Origin of the sequence: Halolactibacillus sp. JCM 19043, from assembly GCF_001310395.1 — a bacterium.
In the GTDB taxonomy this organism is placed as follows: Bacteria; Bacillota; Bacilli; order Bacillales; family Amphibacillaceae; genus Halolactibacillus; species Halolactibacillus miurensis.
On sequence record NZ_BAXD01000008.1, the window covers coordinates 1 to 20,285 of the forward strand.

Annotated in this window: 30 protein-coding genes, 2 tRNA genes and 2 pseudogenes; 7 read left to right on the forward strand and 27 right to left on the reverse strand. The window is 36.9% G+C overall.

The genetic code is table 11. From position 1 onward, the window contains the following. The 14 genes and pseudogenes from JCM19043_RS05980 to JCM19043_RS06035 form a co-directional block, all read right to left on the reverse strand. Positions 1–858: pseudogene (locus tag JCM19043_RS05980) on the reverse strand (DNA polymerase B); the annotation flags it as partial. 11 nt (positions 859–869) lie between these two features. After that, the gene (locus JCM19043_RS05985; RefSeq protein ID WP_062320858.1) at positions 870–1,310 is read right to left on the reverse strand and encodes a DUF669 domain-containing protein; all 441 of its coding nucleotides are present in this window, start codon (positions 1,308–1,310) and stop codon (positions 870–872) included. Positions 1,311–1,405: 95 nt separating this feature from the next. Continuing rightward, a complete protein-coding gene (locus JCM19043_RS05990) occupies positions 1,406–2,287 on the reverse strand; it encodes an AAA family ATPase (protein ID WP_062320861.1) in 882 nt (293 codons plus the stop codon). Positions 2,288–2,289: 2 nt separating this feature from the next. Further along, the gene (locus JCM19043_RS05995; RefSeq protein ID WP_062320863.1) at positions 2,290–3,780 is read right to left on the reverse strand and encodes a DUF1351 domain-containing protein; all 1,491 of its coding nucleotides are present in this window, start codon (positions 3,778–3,780) and stop codon (positions 2,290–2,292) included. Beyond that, a complete protein-coding gene (locus tag JCM19043_RS06000) occupies positions 3,777–5,018 on the reverse strand; it encodes a DEAD/DEAH box helicase (RefSeq protein WP_231631423.1) in 1,242 nt (413 codons plus the stop codon). The genes JCM19043_RS05995 and JCM19043_RS06000 overlap by 4 nt, the downstream gene beginning before the upstream one ends. After that, complete coding sequence (locus JCM19043_RS06005; RefSeq protein ID WP_062320865.1) at positions 4,996–5,292, reverse strand: VRR-NUC domain-containing protein; 297 nt, start codon at positions 5,290–5,292, stop codon at positions 4,996–4,998. The genes JCM19043_RS06000 and JCM19043_RS06005 overlap by 23 nt, the downstream gene beginning before the upstream one ends. Next, positions 5,292–5,708, reverse strand: coding sequence for a hypothetical protein (locus JCM19043_RS06010; protein WP_062320868.1), 417 nt, complete (start codon positions 5,706–5,708; stop codon positions 5,292–5,294). Before JCM19043_RS06010 ends, JCM19043_RS06005 begins: the two co-directional genes overlap by 1 nt. 125 nt (positions 5,709–5,833) lie before the next feature. Beyond that, entirely contained in the window at positions 5,834–6,112 is a 279-nt protein-coding gene (locus JCM19043_RS06015) for a hypothetical protein (RefSeq protein ID WP_062320870.1), read from the reverse strand. Further along, the gene (locus JCM19043_RS16760; RefSeq protein ID WP_197274756.1) at positions 6,075–6,236 is read right to left on the reverse strand and encodes a BOW99_gp33 family protein; all 162 of its coding nucleotides are present in this window, start codon (positions 6,234–6,236) and stop codon (positions 6,075–6,077) included. The genes JCM19043_RS06015 and JCM19043_RS16760 overlap by 38 nt, the downstream gene beginning before the upstream one ends. Positions 6,237–6,252: 16 nt before the next feature. Then, a complete protein-coding gene (locus JCM19043_RS06020; RefSeq protein ID WP_062320872.1) occupies positions 6,253–6,483 on the reverse strand; it encodes a hypothetical protein in 231 nt (76 codons plus the stop codon). After that, positions 6,476–6,748, reverse strand: a complete 273-nt coding sequence (locus JCM19043_RS06025; RefSeq protein WP_062320874.1) for a hypothetical protein — start codon at positions 6,746–6,748, stop codon at positions 6,476–6,478. Before JCM19043_RS06025 ends, JCM19043_RS06020 begins: the two co-directional genes overlap by 8 nt. A 22-nt stretch (positions 6,749–6,770) precedes the next feature. Beyond that, the gene (locus JCM19043_RS15960; RefSeq protein ID WP_082394446.1) at positions 6,771–6,947 is read right to left on the reverse strand and encodes a helix-turn-helix domain-containing protein; all 177 of its coding nucleotides are present in this window, start codon (positions 6,945–6,947) and stop codon (positions 6,771–6,773) included. A gap of 15 nt (positions 6,948–6,962) precedes the next feature. Then, positions 6,963–7,145 carry a helix-turn-helix transcriptional regulator gene (locus JCM19043_RS06030; RefSeq protein WP_062320876.1) on the reverse strand — a complete coding sequence of 61 codons (183 nt, stop codon included), beginning with the start codon at positions 7,143–7,145 and terminating at the stop codon, positions 6,963–6,965. A 7-nt stretch (positions 7,146–7,152) separates the two neighbouring features. Then, a complete protein-coding gene (locus JCM19043_RS06035) occupies positions 7,153–7,341 on the reverse strand; it encodes a helix-turn-helix domain-containing protein (protein ID WP_062320878.1) in 189 nt (62 codons plus the stop codon). A 73-nt stretch (positions 7,342–7,414) separates the two neighbouring features. Here JCM19043_RS06035 and JCM19043_RS06040 point away from each other — a divergent pair, with 73 nt between their 5' ends. Then, positions 7,415–7,630, forward strand: a complete 216-nt coding sequence (locus JCM19043_RS06040) for a hypothetical protein (protein ID WP_062320880.1) — start codon at positions 7,415–7,417, stop codon at positions 7,628–7,630. Positions 7,631–7,653: 23 nt separating this feature from the next. On the opposite strand, the gene JCM19043_RS16320 is transcribed toward JCM19043_RS06040, so the two are convergent. Next, entirely contained in the window at positions 7,654–7,791 is a 138-nt protein-coding gene (locus tag JCM19043_RS16320) for a hypothetical protein (protein ID WP_156321349.1), read from the reverse strand. 296 nt (positions 7,792–8,087) lie between these two features. On the opposite strand from JCM19043_RS16320, the gene JCM19043_RS06045 reads away from it, so the two are divergent. Genes JCM19043_RS06045 through JCM19043_RS06055 form a run of 3 tightly spaced genes read left to right on the forward strand, consistent with a single transcriptional unit; the run spans position 8,088 to position 10,087 of the window. Further along, positions 8,088–8,396 carry a helix-turn-helix domain-containing protein gene (locus JCM19043_RS06045; RefSeq protein ID WP_062320882.1) on the forward strand — a complete coding sequence of 103 codons (309 nt, stop codon included), beginning with the start codon at positions 8,088–8,090 and terminating at the stop codon, positions 8,394–8,396. Between the two features lie 9 nt (positions 8,397–8,405). After that, on the forward strand, positions 8,406–8,873 hold the full coding sequence (locus tag JCM19043_RS06050) for an ImmA/IrrE family metallo-endopeptidase (protein ID WP_062320884.1): 468 nt from the start codon (positions 8,406–8,408) through the stop codon (positions 8,871–8,873). A 41-nt stretch (positions 8,874–8,914) separates the two neighbouring features. Then, positions 8,915–10,087: a site-specific integrase gene (locus tag JCM19043_RS06055; protein WP_062320886.1), complete on the forward strand. Its 1,173-nt coding sequence runs from the start codon at positions 8,915–8,917 to the stop codon at positions 10,085–10,087. Between the two features lie 95 nt (positions 10,088–10,182). Here the strand turns inward: JCM19043_RS06055 and JCM19043_RS06060 are convergent. From JCM19043_RS06060 to JCM19043_RS06075, 4 genes are all read right to left on the reverse strand, one after another. After that, a tRNA-Arg gene (locus JCM19043_RS06060) sits at positions 10,183–10,256 on the reverse strand. A 4-nt stretch (positions 10,257–10,260) separates the two neighbouring features. Continuing rightward, a tRNA-Gly gene (locus JCM19043_RS06065) sits at positions 10,261–10,333 on the reverse strand. 193 nt (positions 10,334–10,526) lie between these two features. Continuing rightward, entirely contained in the window at positions 10,527–11,039 is a 513-nt protein-coding gene (locus JCM19043_RS06070) for a metallophosphoesterase (protein WP_062320888.1), read from the reverse strand. A 15-nt stretch (positions 11,040–11,054) separates the two neighbouring features. Continuing rightward, a complete protein-coding gene (locus JCM19043_RS06075) occupies positions 11,055–11,645 on the reverse strand; it encodes an XTP/dITP diphosphatase (protein WP_062320890.1) in 591 nt (196 codons plus the stop codon). Positions 11,646–12,278: 633 nt separating this feature from the next. Here JCM19043_RS06075 and fic point away from each other — a divergent pair. Beyond that, positions 12,279–12,884: a protein adenylyltransferase Fic gene (fic, locus tag JCM19043_RS06080; protein ID WP_062320892.1), complete on the forward strand. Its 606-nt coding sequence runs from the start codon at positions 12,279–12,281 to the stop codon at positions 12,882–12,884. 99 nt (positions 12,885–12,983) lie between these two features. Here fic and rph read toward each other — a convergent pair whose 3' ends face one another. The 4 genes from rph to JCM19043_RS06100 all read right to left on the reverse strand — a co-directional run bounded on the left by rph (position 12,984) and on the right by JCM19043_RS06100 (position 16,266). Further along, a complete protein-coding gene (rph, locus tag JCM19043_RS06085; protein ID WP_062320894.1) occupies positions 12,984–13,730 on the reverse strand; it encodes a ribonuclease PH in 747 nt (248 codons plus the stop codon). Between the two features lie 145 nt (positions 13,731–13,875). Continuing rightward, entirely contained in the window at positions 13,876–14,865 is a 990-nt protein-coding gene (locus tag JCM19043_RS06090) for a GerMN domain-containing protein (RefSeq protein WP_062320895.1), read from the reverse strand. Between the two features lie 125 nt (positions 14,866–14,990). Next, on the reverse strand, positions 14,991–15,803 hold the full coding sequence (racE, locus tag JCM19043_RS06095) for a glutamate racemase (RefSeq protein ID WP_062320897.1): 813 nt from the start codon (positions 15,801–15,803) through the stop codon (positions 14,991–14,993). Continuing rightward, complete coding sequence (locus JCM19043_RS06100; protein WP_062320899.1) at positions 15,778–16,266, reverse strand: MarR family winged helix-turn-helix transcriptional regulator; 489 nt, start codon at positions 16,264–16,266, stop codon at positions 15,778–15,780. Before JCM19043_RS06100 ends, racE begins: the two co-directional genes overlap by 26 nt. 233 nt (positions 16,267–16,499) lie before the next feature. Here JCM19043_RS06100 and JCM19043_RS06105 point away from each other — a divergent pair, with 233 nt between their 5' ends. Beyond that, entirely contained in the window at positions 16,500–17,417 is a 918-nt protein-coding gene (locus JCM19043_RS06105) for an aldo/keto reductase family oxidoreductase (protein ID WP_062320901.1), read from the forward strand. 45 nt (positions 17,418–17,462) lie between these two features. Here the strand turns inward: JCM19043_RS06105 and JCM19043_RS06110 are convergent, their stop codons facing one another. Continuing rightward, positions 17,463–17,681, reverse strand: a complete 219-nt coding sequence (locus JCM19043_RS06110) for a helix-turn-helix transcriptional regulator (RefSeq protein WP_062320903.1) — start codon at positions 17,679–17,681, stop codon at positions 17,463–17,465. Positions 17,682–17,872: 191 nt separating this feature from the next. Here JCM19043_RS06110 and JCM19043_RS06115 point away from each other — a divergent pair, with 191 nt between their 5' ends. Further along, positions 17,873–18,301 (forward strand): DUF2507 domain-containing protein, encoded by a 429-nt coding sequence (locus JCM19043_RS06115; protein ID WP_062320906.1) that lies wholly within the window; start codon positions 17,873–17,875, stop codon positions 18,299–18,301. Positions 18,302–18,375: 74 nt separating this feature from the next. Here the strand turns inward: JCM19043_RS06115 and JCM19043_RS18690 are convergent, their stop codons facing one another. The 3 genes and pseudogenes from JCM19043_RS18690 to JCM19043_RS18700 form a co-directional block, all read right to left on the reverse strand. Beyond that, positions 18,376–18,732 (reverse strand): helix-hairpin-helix domain-containing protein, encoded by a 357-nt coding sequence (locus JCM19043_RS18690; RefSeq protein ID WP_369813792.1) that lies wholly within the window; start codon positions 18,730–18,732, stop codon positions 18,376–18,378. Continuing rightward, positions 18,715–19,607 (reverse strand): annotated as a pseudogene (locus tag JCM19043_RS18695) (UvrB/UvrC motif-containing protein); the annotation flags it as partial. The gene JCM19043_RS18690 and the pseudogene JCM19043_RS18695, both read right to left, overlap by 18 nt. A 215-nt stretch (positions 19,608–19,822) precedes the next feature. Further along, positions 19,823–20,218: a GIY-YIG nuclease family protein gene (locus tag JCM19043_RS18700; RefSeq protein WP_369813785.1), complete on the reverse strand. Its 396-nt coding sequence runs from the start codon at positions 20,216–20,218 to the stop codon at positions 19,823–19,825. Between the last annotated feature and the right edge of the window lie 67 nt (positions 20,219–20,285).

Consider the following 20,285-nt stretch of genomic DNA (forward strand, 5'->3'; position numbering starts at 1 on the left):
TAATAAATTGTTGTTGATAATAAGAGACGCGTAGTAGCCTGATATATCAATTTGCATATAAAGCCCTTCACCTACATATTTTTCTTTTGCAGCATGCAGACCACCAAAACCATACGTATGATCTAACCCTGCGAGTTTATAAGTAAGACTTTCTTTTTCTAGCGCTTCATACGCCACACCTTTATTGTAGTAAGCTTCAATATCTTCATAAAACTGAACAACATTGACTGGTAATTCCCACTTGCTGATACGCTCATCATCATAAATAATATTTAAACGTTTCTCGTCACTTTTGGGCTTAGCTTTTAATACTTCAGCTGCTAGATTCGCCTGTGTTTTTCTAACAGATGCAGCCGGCAGATTAAATTCTTTTACAATCTGGAATTTAGCTGAAAAGTAGTGTTCACGTTCTTCAAATAGTTGCTTTGTTATAAGTACATCGTTTTGACAATAACTAATTGTTAGTTCGATTTCCTTTTGCGTTAGAGGTCGGTTAATTGAAGAATCAACTGGTGTTTCAACTATGCCTAAACCTAAATTGGCCTGTGCTTCTTTTAAAGAGAGGCTTTTTAACTCTTGCATAACATCTAACGTAATAGGGTTTTGTAATGATAGATTAAACTTTTTACCACTGATGATTTTTTGAGAGGTTTCATATGGATCTATATCACGTAAAACAGAAGCCACGATCTTATCATCATAGTAGTAATTGTTGTAACCAACTAAGTAACTTACACTGGACAGGAAATGCGTTAACGCATCCCTGTCATTGTGTATTTTAGTTACAGTCCCTTCATCATCTATAAAAACAACTAACCAATCATGTTTAAACACTTTAAAATTATAAAAGGTAAACATGTGTCATCACCCTAAAATGGTGCTTCTTGCAATGCTTCCCAATTTTGAAAAGTACCTTTTTTGTTTGTTTTTAATTCGATCATGCACTGATTACCTACACCGGACTTTAACGTTTCAACAAGTACTTCTTCATCTTCGAAATCTTCAATGCTTAGATCAACGTCTAAAACAGTCGCTGTTTTCATCGCTCGTTTTAAATTAAGTTGCATCATTTTCTCGTTTGAGAAAAAGATATTACCAAAGTACTTTCTATTCTCATAACCTTCATTTAAAATTTCAAATTCGTGAGACAACCATTCCGTACCGTTGTCGTTTGGACCTTGCCACTTCACATCAATAAGAATGGCATCATATAAACCATCGGGTAGATTTTCGAAATCGCCACCTACTGCATCTTTCTTTGGATCAAAACCTTGTTCTAAAATCTCTGCCGCCATATCTTTTAAGTTCATCATTTATTTCTCCTTTTTAGTTAAAGTTTTTAGTTAAAATTTTTAGTTATAGTTTATATTGTTATTCAATTTACTTAGTCACGGGTCTTGGTGGTCTACGCTTTGGTGTATCTTTTTTTGGCTGCTCTTTTTTCATCATTATTAGGTTCATCGCTCTTTTCATCTTTCTCTACTTGTTCAGCCTGTTCACGTTCTCTTTGTTTAACTTTTTGCTCGGCTTCTTGTTGCTTTTCTTGTTGTTCAACAATCGCTTTTGCATCTTTAACAGATGTCTTCTTGCTCTTGTCATAAGCACCAATCACGGTATCTAATAAACTACGAATGGTTTCATCATCAACTTTATCGCGAGTATAATTTTTACGCTTGCTTTCTACCTTTCGAATATAGTTTTTTCCGACCTTACGGCAAAGGATAGTGTAATCTGAATTACCATTGACAATGTTCATCCACTTCATTTTTAAACTTGGTACCTGTCTCGATACATCATTCTCTTCGATAGTGATACTTCGAGAAATGTAGATGATGTTAACTTTCTTTTTCATGCTTAATTCTTTCAGTCGCATAATGAACACACGGACCATCATCTCAATCATGCTATGGCCTTTACCCCAACCGATATCTCCAACCGATTTCACATTGTGTTCTTCAGTTATTTCTTGTTCGAAAAGTGTGATGATGTCATCAATTGTATCGATAACAATCGTTTCAAAAGTGTGTTTGGTTCCTTGGAGCTCATCAATGATATCTGAAATTAAATCACTAGCACTTTTGGTAATATCACCTTTACTGTTTCTTTGGTGACTAATATTGATCGAGGGTGTTTCAATCATTTCTGCGTTGCCGTCTGTGTTAAGATTCAGCGGATTCGGAAACTCTTCGGAAAAATATGTTTTACCATTCATCGTTTCACCAAAAATGACAAAGTTACGTGGCGTTTCTTTCGATACTTTCTTTTTATTTTCTGGTAGTAGACCCATAATTAATTTGCCTCCTTGACTTTAAATTCAATATTTTCATTTCTCATGAACTCTTCCAAAGCATCCAGTTGCGACTCAGTACCAATGACTTCGTATAACTCAAAGTATGTTGGTTCGTCTTCGTCCGCTTCTTCGACAAGTATTTCCGTTTCTTTTTGCTTCTCTGCTTTTAATGCTTCAATACGTTTTTCTTCTTTCTCTTTATCAATCTGCTTTTGAATTTCATCCTGAGCATCATCAAGAATTTGTGTTTTGATTTCTTTTACATCCTTGTGATCAAGTAAGTGTATATAAGCCGCGCTTGTTAAATTCACACCATAACGATTATTTGCAATCTCTACAGTGCTCTCAATAACATCTTTGTCCGCTTCTTCTTTTTCACGCTTCATCACTAAGTGATCGGCAACAGTTTTTAATTCTTCTTCCACAGATTTCAAACTTTTACTTTTAGCAAGATAAGTATCCTCAATGATTAATTCATCAGCGATTTTTTTATCTAGACCGGCATCTACAAAACGGTCAATAATTTCTTGTATGTCTTTCCGTTTCTCTTCTTTTCGATTGTTCTCAAATACGTCATGCTGTTCAACTAAAGGATTGATCACTTCATCAAATTTTTTGTTTAGTTCTTTGCACTGCTTTTCAAATGCTGTCACAGGAGCTGTTAACTGTTTCTTCGTTTTTAACCGGTATTGATCAACGGCCTTTTTCCCTTTACGAAGCTCAGTAATTGTTTTCTTGCATTCTGCAGCATCATCTTCAGTGAATGTTAAACCCTCATATCGTTTTAGGTTTTCTTCAAGTGCTGCTTCTAGCTCTTTATAGTTGAACTCAACTTTCGCCGGTTCGAATTGTATTGTTTTCACTTGCAATTCATTCATGCCTTCATCTCCTTTTACTGTTCTGTTATAAAAATCATGTTCACTTGCACCAGGATGTGACTTTAGATATTCGCACCCTTCCCAAAACTCTTTGATTGCAGTTAACATGTCTTTGATAAAATCATTATCGCGCGGCACCTGTTTGATTTTTAATCTTTCACTATCAAATTCAGCATCAAAATCTTTTGGCCTTTCGTAAAGCGCCAACCAACCTTCATTACAATTAAATTGGTACATGTACAATTGCATTTGTGCTTTGTAAGCTTCAATTGTGGGTGTCTTACCGTGTGTTTTTATCTCAAGTATCAATTGTTCATTTGAGTCATAACCATCTGTATTGCTTCGTAAATCGCCTTGAATGCGGGTATCTTCTTTAAATTCAGTTCCATGCACGAGGTTCACATATTCGCGTATCTGTGGCTCCATGATATTTCCGTATTCGGTATACTCATTGCCTTTAAATTCAGACTTAACTATCCCTGTTTTTTCAAGAGCCAGTTCGTACATTGACTTGAATTTGTTTAGTCCTAGAATTGTAGACACGTCTGAACCACCGATATATTTATGTCGGTTTTCTGTTACGTTTGGTCCTGCTTGTGTTGTGATACTCATACACCAAACTCCTTCCTGAACAAATCTTCCGTGAAGTCTTTCTTTTGCTTGAGTCGATCATAGATGTCTTTTTCTATCGTTCCTTTTGTGATGTAGCGATACACCGTCACCTTTTTTTCTTGGCCATTCCGGTAAGCTCGACCAAGCGCTTGTTCATAGTCTTGATAGCTGTACGTTGGTGTATAGAAAACAACCAAATTAGCATATTGAAGTTCTATCCCTGCGCTACCAGCCATATATTGTACAAGCGTTACGCTGTTATTTAATGCGTTCCAGGTATCCTTTTTTGGTAGATTAGTAGTTTGACCACTCACTTCGAAAATAGTTTTCTTCAATTTTTTCATTATCTTTTTAAGTTGTTCTTTTTCTTCCTGGTAATAGTAGAAGAAGATAATGTTTTCGCTTGTTCCTTCTGCCAACATTTCAGCATACTTCAGCTTGTCCGATTGATTGGCGTGGAACCTTAAACCATGTTGTAATTTGGGTAACGTATCAAACGCTTCTAATTCACCATTAATCTCAAGCACGCGATCTTTTTTTAGTTTTTTATACGCTGCGCTACTCTTGAATTGCACATCTTCAAAAATTAACGGTGGTAAATCTAACGCTTCATCTTTTGATAGTTTGATAGAAAATGACTCAAATCGTTTTTTTAATTCTTTTTCTTTATTCCAACCAATTACTCTTTCCATCTGCCTTCCACCGTACATGACAGGTTTACCAGCTCGATATAAAGGCTCTTTTATTGCGTATTCTTTTTCAAATTGCGTTTTATTCTTTTCATAGCCGAACATGATGAAGTAGTTGATTGTATCTCCCCAACCATTACTCGCAGGTGTAGCTGACAATAAAAGAAAATGCGTACTGTTCAAAGCCAAAAACTTACCCGCTTTTCCGCGTTGCGAAGTCGACATTTTAATATAATGACACTCGTCAAATACAACAAAGTAACCTTTGTATTCTTTCCAACGTTTAGCCAACACCCCATAAGACAACAAATCATAGTTGACTTCTATGCCATGCTTTTGGGACACGAGAGCCATATCGCGATCCCAACCACCCTCTTTAATTTTTTGTGGAGGGGCTACAATAAGTAATGGTTCACCTTTTGTATGTCTCAGATAGTGATAGATGGCCATGATCGTTTTCCCTGTACCTGTGTCAGCCGCAATGATGTAATCTTTATCTATGTTGTTAAGTAATTCTTTCTGGTAGTCATATAAGATTGTTTGTTTCAAAATAGCGCTTCGTCTCTTCAAGGGATCTACTAACAAAAGCTAATCCACCTGCCTCACTAATTGCATTAATATGATACTTTTGCAATTCACTTATTTTTCCGCCTTCAGGACGTTTTACTTCAATCGCTATAAACTTACCTTTTACACATGCAATAATGTCCGGTGTTCCCGCTTTAGAAAACATGGATCCATGCGTTTTTATATGCCAGGCACCAATACTATCTAAGTAGCGCTTGATCTGATTCTCAATTCGTTTCTCTGGACCTTGTGCCATTACGAACGACCACCAAAGATTAATTCGATATCTGACTTCTTGGCCTTTCTAGCATTAAGTTTCTGTGCTTGATCCTCATAATAGTAACCACTTAACTTTTGCGACGTGATTCTATTTCCTTCGACTAATTCAGCCACACCGACAAGATCAAGTTCTTTTTGCGGAACATTCAAATCATTAGATAGTGCTGATTTATCAAATTTTGTAGTTCTAGCTAACTTAACGGTAAGGATATATGAAACATTCTCTTTATAAGCAATGACATTGCCATGTTTTAAGATATGTTTGATAATCTTTTCGGTCTTCGTATCGATAGTCTCTTTCAATCGAGCACGCTGTGTTTTTAAATCTTCTATTTCTTGATATAAACCATTAATTTCGGATTGCTTTAAATGTGTTTGAACGTTAATATCCATTTCTAAATAATCCCCTTCCATTTTGTGATATACTAAGTGTGTGAATTTGTTTTGAGACTCGTGTTGGTAGCGCGAGTCTTATTCATTTCTACAGAAAATTAATGCGTCTTCACCTCCCTTCATAATTAAAACCAATCCTTACGGTTTTGAAGCATTTGATCAGTAATCTCATGGCCGTTAATTTGTCTTAATAGTCGTTTCATTTGGTCAGTGTTAATTTTCTTTTGGTTCAATTTTTGTATTTCTTTTAGATAGTGAGTAATCTTTAAACCACACAAACGCGCGTCGTTGTTTTTACCTTCCATTGCTAAATTTATTGCTTGTAGTGAGTTGCCATGGACCGCAGCAATTAACTCACTTAGTTCATTATGATCTGACTTTAGAAAATGTTTTTCTATGCACATTTTGTTCCGCCTTTCTAGCTAATAATTCATAAGCTCGTTTTGTTCTATCGTTTAGAGGTACCACATAACCATCAATGCTATCCCTTACCGTTCCGTCAGCCATAACATGCTTAATTTTAATCATTTATTTCCCCCTCCTTCTAAGTCCAACGCTCATTTGTAATAGTTTTATATAGTGACCAAATATCGGGGAACGCAATCTTAAATGCCTCGATACGCAAATGACCACGTCTTGGAATATCAAATGCCGATTCCATATCAGTTAACAATCCATCCAGCCTATCTCCTCTAATCTTTCTATTTTGACAAGCTTTAATCTCAGTAAAGCGCTCTTGTAACGCTTCTAAGTTCTTTTTATCCTCTTCACGCATGCTCATTACTCCCTTTACGTTTTATTTTTGTGTATAGTCCTGCATAAGCTGGCCAACCGATATCGTCTTTCTCTGTCAGAAGTGTTTCATAACTGGGTTTCTCGAATTTATTACAGTTAAAAACTTCAATGGTATAATCACGTGGAATATCTACAATGACGTTATCTGTTTTACGTTGTAATTTAAGTGTGCTTGATCCGTCAATAATTAGATGACCAACTTCGTAATGATCTGCTCTGTCAATTAAATCTTGATAACGATTCATAGTTACCAGCTCCTTTTAGTAATTAAGCTGTGCCTTCTAACCATCTTTCGATTCTGTCTATATCAAAAATGATTTTCGACCCAACGCGAACATGAGGAATCTTTTCTTCTTTTACCAACCTATAAATGAATGATTTGGATAATGGACAGCCTGTTTCTTCTAAATACTGAATTAAACCGTTTATATCTGCCCTTTTCATACAGCTAGCTCCCTTCTATATTTTTAGTATTTTACGAATATGCTTCACATGTTCTTGAGCTTTAGGACCAGTACGCTTACCGTTCAAAATATCTGATAAGTATGGTCCGGAAATACCTAGTAATTTTGCTAATTCAGCATGGTTCATCTTTCTCTTATATAACTCGTTGCGTACTCGAATACTTAAATCTTCTGACATTGGTTCTTCACTCCTTTCTTAAATCATCTAGAGATACTTCTAACGCATCCGCGATTTTGCAGAGCTTCTTAAAGGTCGGATTCGCTTCACTATTATTAACGATATTATTTAGCGTAGAATCATAAAGACCTGTCAGTTTAGATAATTGATAGATTGATAAATTTTGTTCTTCCAGTAGTTCTTTAATCCTTAACATTCATATACTCCCCTTTTACAACTCAATACATTGTGTTAAAATATTGTTAAATACTGTATAAGGAGGTGGAAATATGTCTGATTACTATTATTTCAATATCAATGTTGATAGAAATGGTAAGCATGAAGTCCATAGCGAGAATTGTTCTTACTTACCAAATACAGCTAATCGAAAGTACATTGGGTTAGTTAGTGATTGTAAACAAGCAATGATAAAAGCTAAAGCTGACAATCCTTCAAAAGAATTTGATGGCTGTTACTACTGTTGTAATGCTTGTCATACAGGATAACTCCCCCGCCTTTTGGCGGGTTTTTATTTAATAATTGCATCAGTGTAGTAAAGTTTTTTTATTAACTCAATCGTTTCATCAAGTTCTTTTTGCGATACTTGATTCTCCCTGATCTTTTCGATTAAAAAATTAACTATTTCTTTCTCTAATTGATCATTCATTTTATCCCCCCCCTCCTTTCACTTCTATAATTAGCTAATTAATTAGCGAATATTATTGACTTATACTAATATATATATTAGTATATAGACATAGCGAAATAAGACTTTCAAAAGCCTGATTCAATGCAGTTAATTAGCTCCCCAGCGTTTATATGCATGTTGTTAGGTTCTATTAAATTCACCTTTATTCGCTAACCAATTAGCTTACTTACACTTTACTAAAATATTTATTAGTTGTCAACAGTTTAACTAAAATATATTTTAGTTTGGTAGTAAGGACGAAAGGAAACGTTGATATGAGTACACTTGATCGTGTAAAAAAATTATGTAAGTCTAGAGGGATATCGGTTGCTAGGTTAGAGGAAGAATTAAGTATTCCTAAAAATACCATTTATCAATGGAAGAGAATTTCTCCTAGTTTGGATAAAATTCAAGCAATAGCAGATTACTTTAACGTATCTACTGACTATTTACTTGGTCGCACAGACAACAAGCACCTAGACGAACCTAATACTATCGCCGCTCACATGGATGACGATCTAACTGAAGAAGAAATAGCAGATATTAAAGAATATATCGAGTTTATTAAATCAAAGCGTAAGTGAGGTGTTCTGATGACGTATGAAGCATTATTGGGTAAACACCCTCATGTTACTATTCGAGAAGTATCCAACATGCCTAGAGGATTATCTGGCTTATATTATGATGATGTAGTTCTGTTGGATAAAAGTAAATCCAGTATTGAAAAGCACTCTATTTTGGCAGAGGAATTAGGGCACCATTACACAACAACAGGCAACATCATTGATCAAACAAAACTTAATAACAGAAGACAAGAAAGGCGAGCAAGATCATGGGGATATGAAAATATCGTAACACTAGATAAAATTGTGCAGGCCCATAAAAATTTGATACATAACAAATTTGAACTTGCGGAATATTTATCTATAACCGAGGATTTTCTTGAAGAGGCTATTGATAGGTTGATTGAGAAGCATGGGTTATTTGCAAAGCACCATCAATATACCATCTGTTTTGAACCGCTAGGAGTTTTCGAGTGGTTTGAATATAAAAATTTTTAACCGATAAACGAACAAACGTTCGTAAAAGAAGGAGGAATAACATGCCTAGTTACGAAAAAATCAGTAAAGGAAAGTACAAGCTTACTGTAGAACTCGGCTATGTAGGCAAAAAAAGAAAGCGCAAGAAGAGAACCGTTTCAGCTAAGAATGACACGGAAGCAAGAAAGCAATTAGTATTGTTTGAAGCAGAAGTATTATCTAATCAGCTAATTGATGAGTCTAAGATGACTGTCGAGGGATTTTATAATCAATGGTTAGAAAAGTATGCGAGCGACCACTACGGTGCTAGAACGCTACACGATACTAAAAAGATTATTACTAATCGATTGTTGCCTGATTATGGCGAAGCAAGGATAAAAGATATCAAGACAATTCACATGGTACACTTTTTTGACGATTTAAAGAAGAATGGGAAGCGTTTAGATGGCAAGCAAGGTAATTTATCATCAAGCAGTTTAAAGAACATCTACAAGGCTATAAACGCTTTATTTAAAGTTGCTGAAGAATGGGAGTTAATCGATAGTAATCCTTGTGAAAAAGTAAAGATGCCTACCGTAAAACATAAGAAGTCAGAAGTATTTAGTGTAGAAGAATCGAAGAAATTATTTAACTTGCTCAAGGATGAAAATTTAATATGGCAATTAATTGTGCAATTAGCTGCTGTTTCGGGTGCTCGCCAAGGTGAAATAGCTGCATTAGAAGGCAAACATTTAGATTTTAAAAATAACGTTATACTAATAGAGCAATCTCTCGTTAACAACGCATCAATCGGATTGCAATTAAAATCTACTAAAACAGAACGTACAAGAAAAATATCCATTCCGGACGATCTAATGAAGGCCCTGAAAAAATTACGCGCAACCAAATTAGAACAACAGATGGAAATGCAAAATCTTTGGGAGTGGCCAGATCATCTCTTTTTATTTTCCAATGAATTTGGTAAACCTATGAGGCCTGATTCGATTAGTCAGTGGTGGATAAGATTTACGAACAGCCAAAAATACAAGGCGTCTAAACTTAAAACAATACGATTTCACGATTTAAGACACACATCAGCTACTTTATTGATTGATAAGGGCGTTCATGCCAAAATCATTCAAGAGCGTTTAGGACACTCTAAAATAGGCACGACAATGGATATTTACGGGCACGTATTGCAAGATGCTGAAAAAAGTGCCGCTAATCATTTTAACGATTTATTCAAGAAAGCTTAAAAATGGTCCCCCGTTGGTCCCTAATACGAATTTAACCCCTTCTCAATAAAAATAAAAAAACCTCACAACCGTTGAGGCTGTAAGGCTTTCGTTAGCATCCCAGGAGAGATTCGAACTCCCGACCCACGGCTTAGAAGGCCGTTGCTCTATCCAGCTGAGCTACTGGGACATACTGGAGCGGGTGAAGGGAATCGAACCTCATCATCAGCTTGGAAGGCTGAGGTTTTACCACTAAACTACACCCGCGTGGATTAATTAATGTCAATTATTTCTCTAACAGACAAAATATATTATAGTTTTTTTGAGGGATAATGTCAATATCTTTTTGGGATTTTTGTATTTTAACTTGAAAGTACCATTTAAATAACCGAGGTAAAAAAATGATAAAGATTACTTTTAAGCTCATATTTTATGACAAAGGGCACGTTAGCCCTTGTCATTATAAAGTATATTGGGCCGCTAGATTTTTTACTTCTTTGCCGTTTAATTGATAAAAATTAATCTTATACGTGTGATCATCCCAAGACAAAATCGCATACGTTTCTTCTTGTCTCCCGCGCGGGAGACGAATACTTCCTGGATTGATGACGATTTGATCCCCCACCTTTGTCGCATGTGCTAAATGCGAGTGACCATGACAAACAATCGTCGCTTGTTGTTCTGATGCTTGATAGGTGATTGCGTCAAGTGTCATTTTCACATTATGATGGTGACCGTGCGCCACAAAAAAACGTGTCCCTTTAATCTCCACAGTTAAATCCTCAGGGTACTCAGGATCATAATCACAGTTACCCGTTACCTTTAAAAAATCAACCATAGCTGGATGAGCATAATCAAGTTCTGAGTCGCCACAGTGAATCATCGCATCGACTTTGTGTTTATATTGATCTTTTAATTGTTGAACTTCATCTTTAAATCCGTGACTATCACTTGTGATTAATACTGTAGGCATTTGATCATCTCCTTGTTACTGCTGTTCTAACCAATCAGCAAGTTTTTTTAATGCATTTCCTCGGTGACTGATGGCTGCTTTTTCTTTAGGGGTTAGCTCTGCCATGGATTTTGTTTCACCTTCCGGTTTAAAAATCGGATCATATCCAAAACCGTTTTCCCCACGTCTCTCATACAAAATCTTACCCTCACAATATCCATGCTTGACGATTGTCTCTTTCCCTGGCTCACTTACCGCAATCGCACAAACAAACCGAGCGGTACGGTCTTTTTCTTCTACACCTTTTAAATTTTCAAGCACTTTATCGATATTTTTCTCATCATCTTTTTCAAGTCCCGCATACCGCGCAGAATACACACCCGGCTCCTTGTTTAAAGCATCAACTTCAAGACCTGAGTCATCGCTAATCACCGGCATATTTAATAGTGTGGCAATCGCTTCTGATTTCAATGTGGCGTTTTCACTAAATGTCGTGCCTGTTTCTTCAACATCCTCAATCGAGTCTAAGTCTAACAGCGAGATGACTTTTATGCCTTTAGGTTCAAATAATACCTTAAAGTCATCCACTTTTCCTTGGTTTTTTGTCGCAATTAAAATTTTATCCATTGTTTAGCTCCTCAAATAACAGGTTTAAATTTAGCTATATACATTTCTTACGCATATCATACCATTTTTTATTTGTCGATATCAATGATGAAAAGCTTATAGCAATTACAAGGGAGTTAAAATACTTCTATCATATTTCTAGTTTAATAATGCTAGCTTGATCTAAATCCGCACACCTGGGAGTTGACACTCCAATTCTTTAAAAAAGCTCTTTAGTAGAATAGACTCATTGTCAAGGACATTTTACAGGGGTTAGAGAGATTTTATTTAAATTAAGTGTCAAACTTGAGATTTAATACAATTAATATGGTAAAATATATTTAAATACTAATTAATGACTAAGTGCGATCGATATGCTCACATAAAAAACTCAGATGATTCGCACCACTTTCAATTATATTTTGTGTTTGCACTTGATATTTAAGTAGTAGTATGATCAAAATTTATGAATAAACTTAATCATTTTTGCGTTTTATGCAACAAAACATAAAATTTTGTTGCATAATTCGCTGTCGCACCCTATATGGGTGCGTGGATTGAAATATTCATCTGTTTTTTGACGCCAGAGGTAGACTCCAGTAAAATAATTATATTGACATGATATATATTCAAATTAAATAGAGGTGGATAATCATGGTATTAGATAATAAATTAGGGCTATCAAATCAAGTAGCGCTCGCGAAAGCTGAGGAAAAAATAAGTAAACAAAAAGCAAAAGATTTATATGATACAGGGAAAATCAACGAGATGGAGATTGGTACCTTTAAAGGTCTATCAGATATTCATACATATTTATTTTCAGAGATTTATGATTTTGCCGGAAAAATTCGGCACGTGAATATCGCAAAAGGCAACTTTAGATTTGCGCCAGTAATGTATCTCGAGGCATCTATTAACCATATAGACGGCATGCCACAAAACACTTATGAAGACATTATCAAAAAATACGTCGAAATGAACATTGCTCATCCGTTTCGAGAAGGAAATGGCAGAAGCACGAGAATCTGGTTAGATTTAATTTTGAAAAAGGAATTAAATAAAGTGATCAATTGGAATTTGGTGGATAAAGAAAAATATTTATCAGCTATGGAACGCAGTCCTGTTAATGACTTAGAGATTAGATACTTACTGTTGGATGCTTTGACAGATAAAGTAGATGACCGAGAGCTTTACTTGAAAGGCATTGATGTCAGTTATTATTATGAGGGATATTCAGAATATACGACCGAAGATTTATAGTTGACGTACCCTTACCAAAATACGTAATCAAGCAATTAAAAACACCGCTAAATCAACAATCAAGTTGAATTAACGGTGTTTTTAATTTGTGTTGTCTTCCTATACTTCCTTGTTAATCAATTGCGCATAATCGCCAATCGCTTCTTTTTGATACTCAAACAGATCGTTGATTCCCTTTTCTGCTAGAGCTAACATATCAAGTAATTGTTGATGAGTGAAAGTAGATTCTTCTCCAGTACCTTGCACTTCCACAAACTCACCTTTACCTGTCATGACAATATTCATATCAACAGCCGCTTCAGCGTCTTCCACATATTCAAGGTCTAAAATACTTTCACCGTCCGGCATGACGCCAACAGAAATCGCCGCTAAATAATCGGTTAGTGGAATGGTTTCAAGGACGTTGTTGTCAACAAGTTTACCTAAAGCTAGGACCATGGCGACAAATGCACCCGTAATCGATGCTGTACGCGTCCCACCGTCTGCTTGAATCACATCACAATCGATCCAAATCGTGCGTTCACCTAATTTATCTAAGTCGACAACAGCTCTAAGGGCACGACCAATCAAGCGCTGGATTTCCATCGTACGGCCACTTAATTTCCCTTTAGCAGCCTCACGTATGTTTCTTTGTTGGGTTGCGCGTGGCAACATTTGATATTCTGCCGTAATCCAACCCTTCCCTTGATTACGCATAAATGGCGGAACGCGCTCTTCAATCGACGCATTACAAATGACTTTTGTATCTCCCACTGTGATAAGGACAGATCCCTCTGGGTGTTTAACAAAGTCTGTTTCAATCATAATATGTCGTAGTTCGTTGTTTAATCGGTTATTTGGTCTCAAAATTAGTTCCCCCTTTAATTATCTTCCTTATCGTAACACATTTTGGACTTAAAGCGCGCGTTTTATTCCGTTATCTTTTAGATTTGATTTGTCTGTCTTCTCTCTCATCAATCCTGTTTCATTGTATTGACAACTCAAGACACAATCAAAAACCAGATACAGCTAACACATCTTCTCTTGACATCACATCTAATACGTCCATCGATTGATCAACCGTCAGTTGCTCTACACCTTCAACTTTTAATTCAACTTGATTAATATCAACAAACTCTGTCAATGTTAATACCATGGTTTCTATAACATTTTTTGTAAGCGCGCCTTCAGATGTTAGCACGTCTTGAGAGAGTATAATAGAGACTAAGTCATCTGTTTGTGTCACACTTTCCACTTCCACTTTTTTACTCACGACATGTGACACATTCTCATACACACCAGGTCCGTCCAACAAAGACTCAACGACCTGTTCTTTCAAATTCGTTGTGTTTGGTAGATAGTTTGTTGTTGGGATAAAATAACAGGTGTTATCAATATAATATGGATAGTAGAGGGTCACAGGTGTGGTTGTGAGGTAATCAACCCCTTCAGTCTTTAACACATTAATACCATCTCCTCTACTGTAGCCATCTGCGATGACGGTCTGTTGTTTTGGTAACACATCAAGTGGTTCTCCTTCGACCCATAACTTAATCCGGTCAATATTATTAAAACTTGTCGCTGTATAGGTCAGCGCTTCTAACATATCGGTTTCCTTCTCACCATCATAATTTAAAAATTCCGCTGATAAATCGATGATCGCTGTTTCATCATCGGTAATATTAATCCCTCTTACCCTTGTATTTTCTGGTAAAACCGCTGTTAAGCCGGTTGGTAAAAATGGCTCAACTGGACCATTTGTCACTAAGTATTCAATGGCTTGTTTTAAGACGGCACGGTCTTCTTGCATGGGCAATAACATGTGTTTTGGTACCACATACCCATCGTTCGATAAAAAATAAAGGGCGCGATTTTCCGTCGGTTGTTCTTCGACATTTACCTCATAACTATCTTCTGGTAAGCTCACCGTTTCGTCTTCTTTATCACATCCCGATAACATCACTAGGCTTACCATCATCAACATAATTATACATCGTTTCATCACTATATCTCCTCCCGTCTCATACTCTTTATAGCTACTATATGAGAGGGATAGTCTATTTTAGACCGGAGACTTCATTTAAAACACAAAAAACTACTCACCTGAGTGAGTAGCTTTATTCCTTGTTATTCCGTTCTATCATCAATGACCACTTGTTCAATGTGCTCAATTGGTTGGTCCATCCATCGGTTCGCAATCTGCTTAAAGATTTCCTCCGAACCCGTTGTATAAAATTCATGCGTCAACGGTTCATGTGATTCATTATGCAACCCTTGATAACTTAAAATCGCACTCACCTCACGCGCTGTTTCTTCACCGGAAGAAATAATATTCACCTTATCTCCCATCACTTTTTGAATCGGATCGTGTAAGATCGGGTAATGCGTACAGCCTAAAATGAGTGTATCTAGTTGTTCATAAGCCTTCAGTGGTTCAAGGGCGTGTCTGACAATATCCTCACTCGCCTCCACAGAAAAACGCCCACTCTCAACAAGCGGGACAAATTGCGGACAACTGAGACCGTGAACCGTTAAATCCTCTGAAATGCTATAAAGTGCATCCGGATAAGCATCTGACTCTATCGTCCCAACGGTGCCAATGACACCGATGTCTTTTGTTTCTGTCACCTTAATGGCTGCTCTCGCTCCTGGTTGAATAACACCAAGGACGGGAATAGACAATGTTTCTTTTAATAAATCTAATGTAAAAGCCGTCGCCGTATTACAGGCAATAACTAAGAGTTTGATATCTTTTTTTAATAGAAAGTTCACCATCTGTTTGGTAAAGGTGATGACTTCTTCTTTCGGTCGTGGGCCGTATGGACAACGGACCGTATCGCCTAAATAGATCAATTGTTCTTTTGGTAATTGACGCATTAATTCTCGAGCCACAGTTAAACCACCAACACCCGAATCAATCACGCCGATTGGTCGATTCACTTCTACATCCCTCATTTTCCATCAGTTGTTTTGTTCTTTTTTGCCACTCCATTTTTTCAAGGAGTACACGCATCGTTTTATCGAGTTCACTCACATCTGTCGTCGACATATCATGTAAGACTTCTGCTAAATATTGTTGACGCTTTTCAATCACTTCTTGAATAATTTCTTTTCCTTTATCTAAGAGGTGGATTCTCACGACACGACGGTCCTTTGTATCACGCTTACGTTCAACTAACGTATTCTTTTCCATCCGATCAACTAAATCTGTTGTCGTACTAAAAGCCAAATTTATTTTATTTGATAGCTCACCAATCGTTAAATCGCCATCTTCTAACAGCCACTGCAAGGCAATAAACTGCGGGGTAGTAATACAATAGTTTTTTAAAATTTCACGACCTTTATACTTGATGATCCCGTTAATGTAGCGCATATTTTTTTCAATTCGCACAATCGCATCCATTGATTCCGCCTCCACCGATTGATCCCTTCTTTCTAAAAAAGATTCAAATAATCCTAAACTCCATCATAACATTTTTTAACGATTCACGGTTAAGTTATCATCAAATTTTAATATATAGAGACACAGCACGGTTTGAAGCTTTAAAAGTTATAAAATTATCGTTTTATAAGTAAACCTGTTAAGATAGAGTATGTAAGCCCTAACAGAAATATTGAAATCTAGGAGGAATACATATGAAAACATTACAATTTGGAACAAGCGACTTACACGCAAAAGAAATCGGCTTAGGTCTGATGCGCTTAAGTGAAAAATCACCAGAAGAAGCAGAAGCGATTATTCAAAATGCGCTAGATTTAGGTGTGAACTTCTTTGACCATGCTGATATTTATGGTGGTGGTAAGTCTGAAGAAGTCTTTAGAGAGGCCTTTAAACACGTCTCAGCTAATCGGGAAGATATTTTATTACAATCAAAATGCGGAATTAGAAAAGGATTCTTTGATTTTTCTAAAGAGCATATCTTAACGTCAACAGAAGGGATTTTAAAACGACTTGATACGGATTATTTAGATATTTTACTCTTACACCGTCCAGATGCGTTGGTTGAACCTGAAGAAGTGGCGGAAGCCTTTACTCAGTTAAAACAACAAGGTAAAGTTAAATATTTCGGTGTTAGTAACCATCACCCTATGCAAATCGAGTTATTGAAAAAGTATTTACAAGAGGATCTCATTGTTAACCAAGTGCAATTTTCTCTTATGCATACGCCAATGATTGATTTTGGACTGAACGTTAATATGGCGAATGATAATGGTCAAAACAGAGACCAAGCAATCATTGAGTATAGTCGCTTAAATAATATGACCCTTCAGGCATGGTCACCATTCCAATATGGCCTTATTAAAGGCACCTTCTTAAATAATCCTGATTTTCCTGAGATTAATCAAGCGTTGGATGACATGGCCAAAGCAAAAGGTATCTCTAACACCACCCTCGCAACAGCCTGGATTTTGCGTCACCCGGCTAATATCCAACCGATTGTTGGGACAATGAATACCGATCGATTAAAACAAATCACAGCCGCAAGTGAGATTGAGCTCACACGAGAAGAATGGTATCACCTCTACCAAAAAGCAGGCAACATGTTGCCATAACGCTCTTTAAAACAAAAGTGGCACCGAGTGGTGTCACTTTTGTTGTTAATTGATCGTTAATTCGTTTGTTTTCACCAGATAAACGAGGGCTTGTGTCCGGTCTTTCGCCCCAATCTTTAACATCACATTCGAAATATGATTTCTTACCGTCTTTTCCGTTATCGTCAAACTCTGGGCAATATCAGCGGTCGCATAGCCTTCTGATAATAATTGAAACACATCGCGCTCTCGCTTAGTTAAAACCCGTTTATATTGGTCTGTCATGATAAAGCTCCTCTCTTCACTTCGGCTATAACGCTTCACCTTAGTTATAAGATATGTCGAAACGTCATAATGGTGCTCTACTGACGGCAGTCATTAGTCCAGAACTTATCTTTTACTTTTATAAAAAATAAAAGAAAATGATTGCAGAACAATTAAAAAAACATGATAATAGCTACTAAGGGGCACGTTCGATGAAAAAAATAGAGCAGTTACAAACGATGTATGAAACGACCGGACTTCATCCAGGCTATGACCTATTACGCTACATGGCGTTACCTGACTTGCTTGGAAAAGACCAAGACACGGTCCTTTATATTTTAGGGAAAAACATGAGTCGGGCACTTGAGATTACCGCAATTAAAGATCTTATTGATGCTTTTAAGCTCATTGGTTTAGGCGACTTAGTCCATGTAAAAGAAAAGCGAAGTGAAGATTTGTTTACTTTAACCTCCCCACTTATTCAAGCGCGTAAAAAAGCCGCGATCAATCAGACCTATCATTTTGAATCAGGTCTCATTAGCGGTGCGATGGAAACGGTTCACGGGTTCCAATGTGAAGCCGAAGAAACAGTTAAAGCTAAGAAAGCACTCGTGGAATTTACAGTCAAACATTATCGTTAGAAAAATGAATTAAAAAACCGATGGTTGAACAAGTAGCTTGTTCATCTATCGGTTTTTTATATTTTTAGGTAACCTTATTCACTTGTTTCCTCCATACTTTCTATTTTATCTATAACATCCGAGTCATCTGCGTCATGTGTCTCATCTTTTTCTTGATTCAAATGATGGAGAATCGTCTCAGCTGTTGGTTTTGGAATCCCAAGCCGGGTCATCGTATCAAGATCCGCTTGTTTTATTTCCGTGATAGACTTGAAGTGAGACAACAGTAAGCGGCGGCGTTTTTCCCCGACACCAGGTATTTGATCGAGTTCTGAACGAATGGCATTTTTTCCGCGTAAACTGCGGTGAAACGTAATCGCAAATCGGTGAACTTCATCTTGAATACGTTGAATCAAATAAAAACTTTGCGATTTGCGTCCTAGATTAACCACCGTCGGTGGACTTCCATACAACAACTCACTCGTTTTATGTTTATCATCCTTCGCCAGTCCCGCAAGAGGTATATCTAACCCAAGTTCATTCTCAAGCACATCACGTGCCGCCGTCATTTGCCCTTTACTCCCGTCAACAAGGATCAGATCTGGAAGTGGTAAACCATCTTTTAGCACTCTTGTATAACGACGACGAATGACTTCACGCATTGTATCATAGTCATCTGGTCCTTTAACGTCACGAATCTTATATTTTCGATACTCTTTTTTATCCGGTTTACCGTCGATAAAACGACCATCGCACTAACGGGATCGGTCCCTTGGATATTCGAATTATCGAAGGCTTCAATCCGGTGTGGCGTGTCAATTTGAAGAATGTCCCCTAACGTTTCTACCGCTTTGATTGTCCGTTCTTCATTACGTTCAATCAGTTGGAATTTTTCTGATAGCGCAATTTCAGCATTTTTACCTGCCAAATCAATCAATTCTTTCTTTCTCCCGCGATATGGAATCGTCACATCAATCTTTAGTAATTCTTTTAACATCTCATACTCAATCGGTGCCGGCACAAGAATTTGTTTCGGCTTTAAGTGATTTTGATGTAAGTAGAACCGCCCAACAAAGGTCGTGAAGACATCTGTCGGTTCATCAAAGAACGGGAAAATAGAGACGTCCCGTTCGATGAGTTTCCCTTGACGTATAAAGAAGACTTGGACACACATCCAGCCTTTGTCATAGCTAAAGTTAAAAATATCACGGTCTGTTCGATCTTCTAACGTCATTTTTTGTTGTTCCATCACCGAATCGATGTGGGTAAGCTGATCACGCAATTCTTTCGCGCGCTCAAAGTTTAAATCTTCGCTCGCTTGATACATTTTTTCTTGGATGGTTTGTTTGATTTTTTGATGACCACCTTTTAAGAACCGAGAAATTTCTTGAGTAATGTCTTTATAAAAGTCACGACTAGGTGGGGTGTCGCTACAAGCGAGACATTGACCTAAATGATAATACAAACAATACTTTCCTGGTGGATTGTTGCACTTTCTAAGAGGGTACAATCGGTCTAATAATTTTTTCGTTTCTCTTGCGGCTAATACGTTGGGATAGGGCCAAAGTAACGGGCCTTATCCTTTAATACTTTTCTTGTGATAATGAGCCTAGGATGGCGTTCATTCGTAATTTTTAAATACGGATAGGATTTATCATCTTTTAATAAAATATTGTATTTCGGATCATATTTCTTTATTAAATTCATCTCTAAAATTAATGCTTCAATTTCTGACGATGTCACGATATATTCAAAATCAACAATCTCTTGAACGAGACGCTGCGTTTTTTGATCATTGGCGCCGGTGAAATAGCTCCGAACACGATTTTTTAACATTTTTGATTTACCGACATAAATCACGGTGCCATGCTTATCTTTCATCAAATAACAACCAGGCTCAGCCGGTAACACTTTCAACTTTTCTTCAATCTGACTCATTATCTCACCTCTTTTACAGTGCTTTTATTATAGCACGTGTGTTCTCTTTTAAAAACCAAGAAGCACA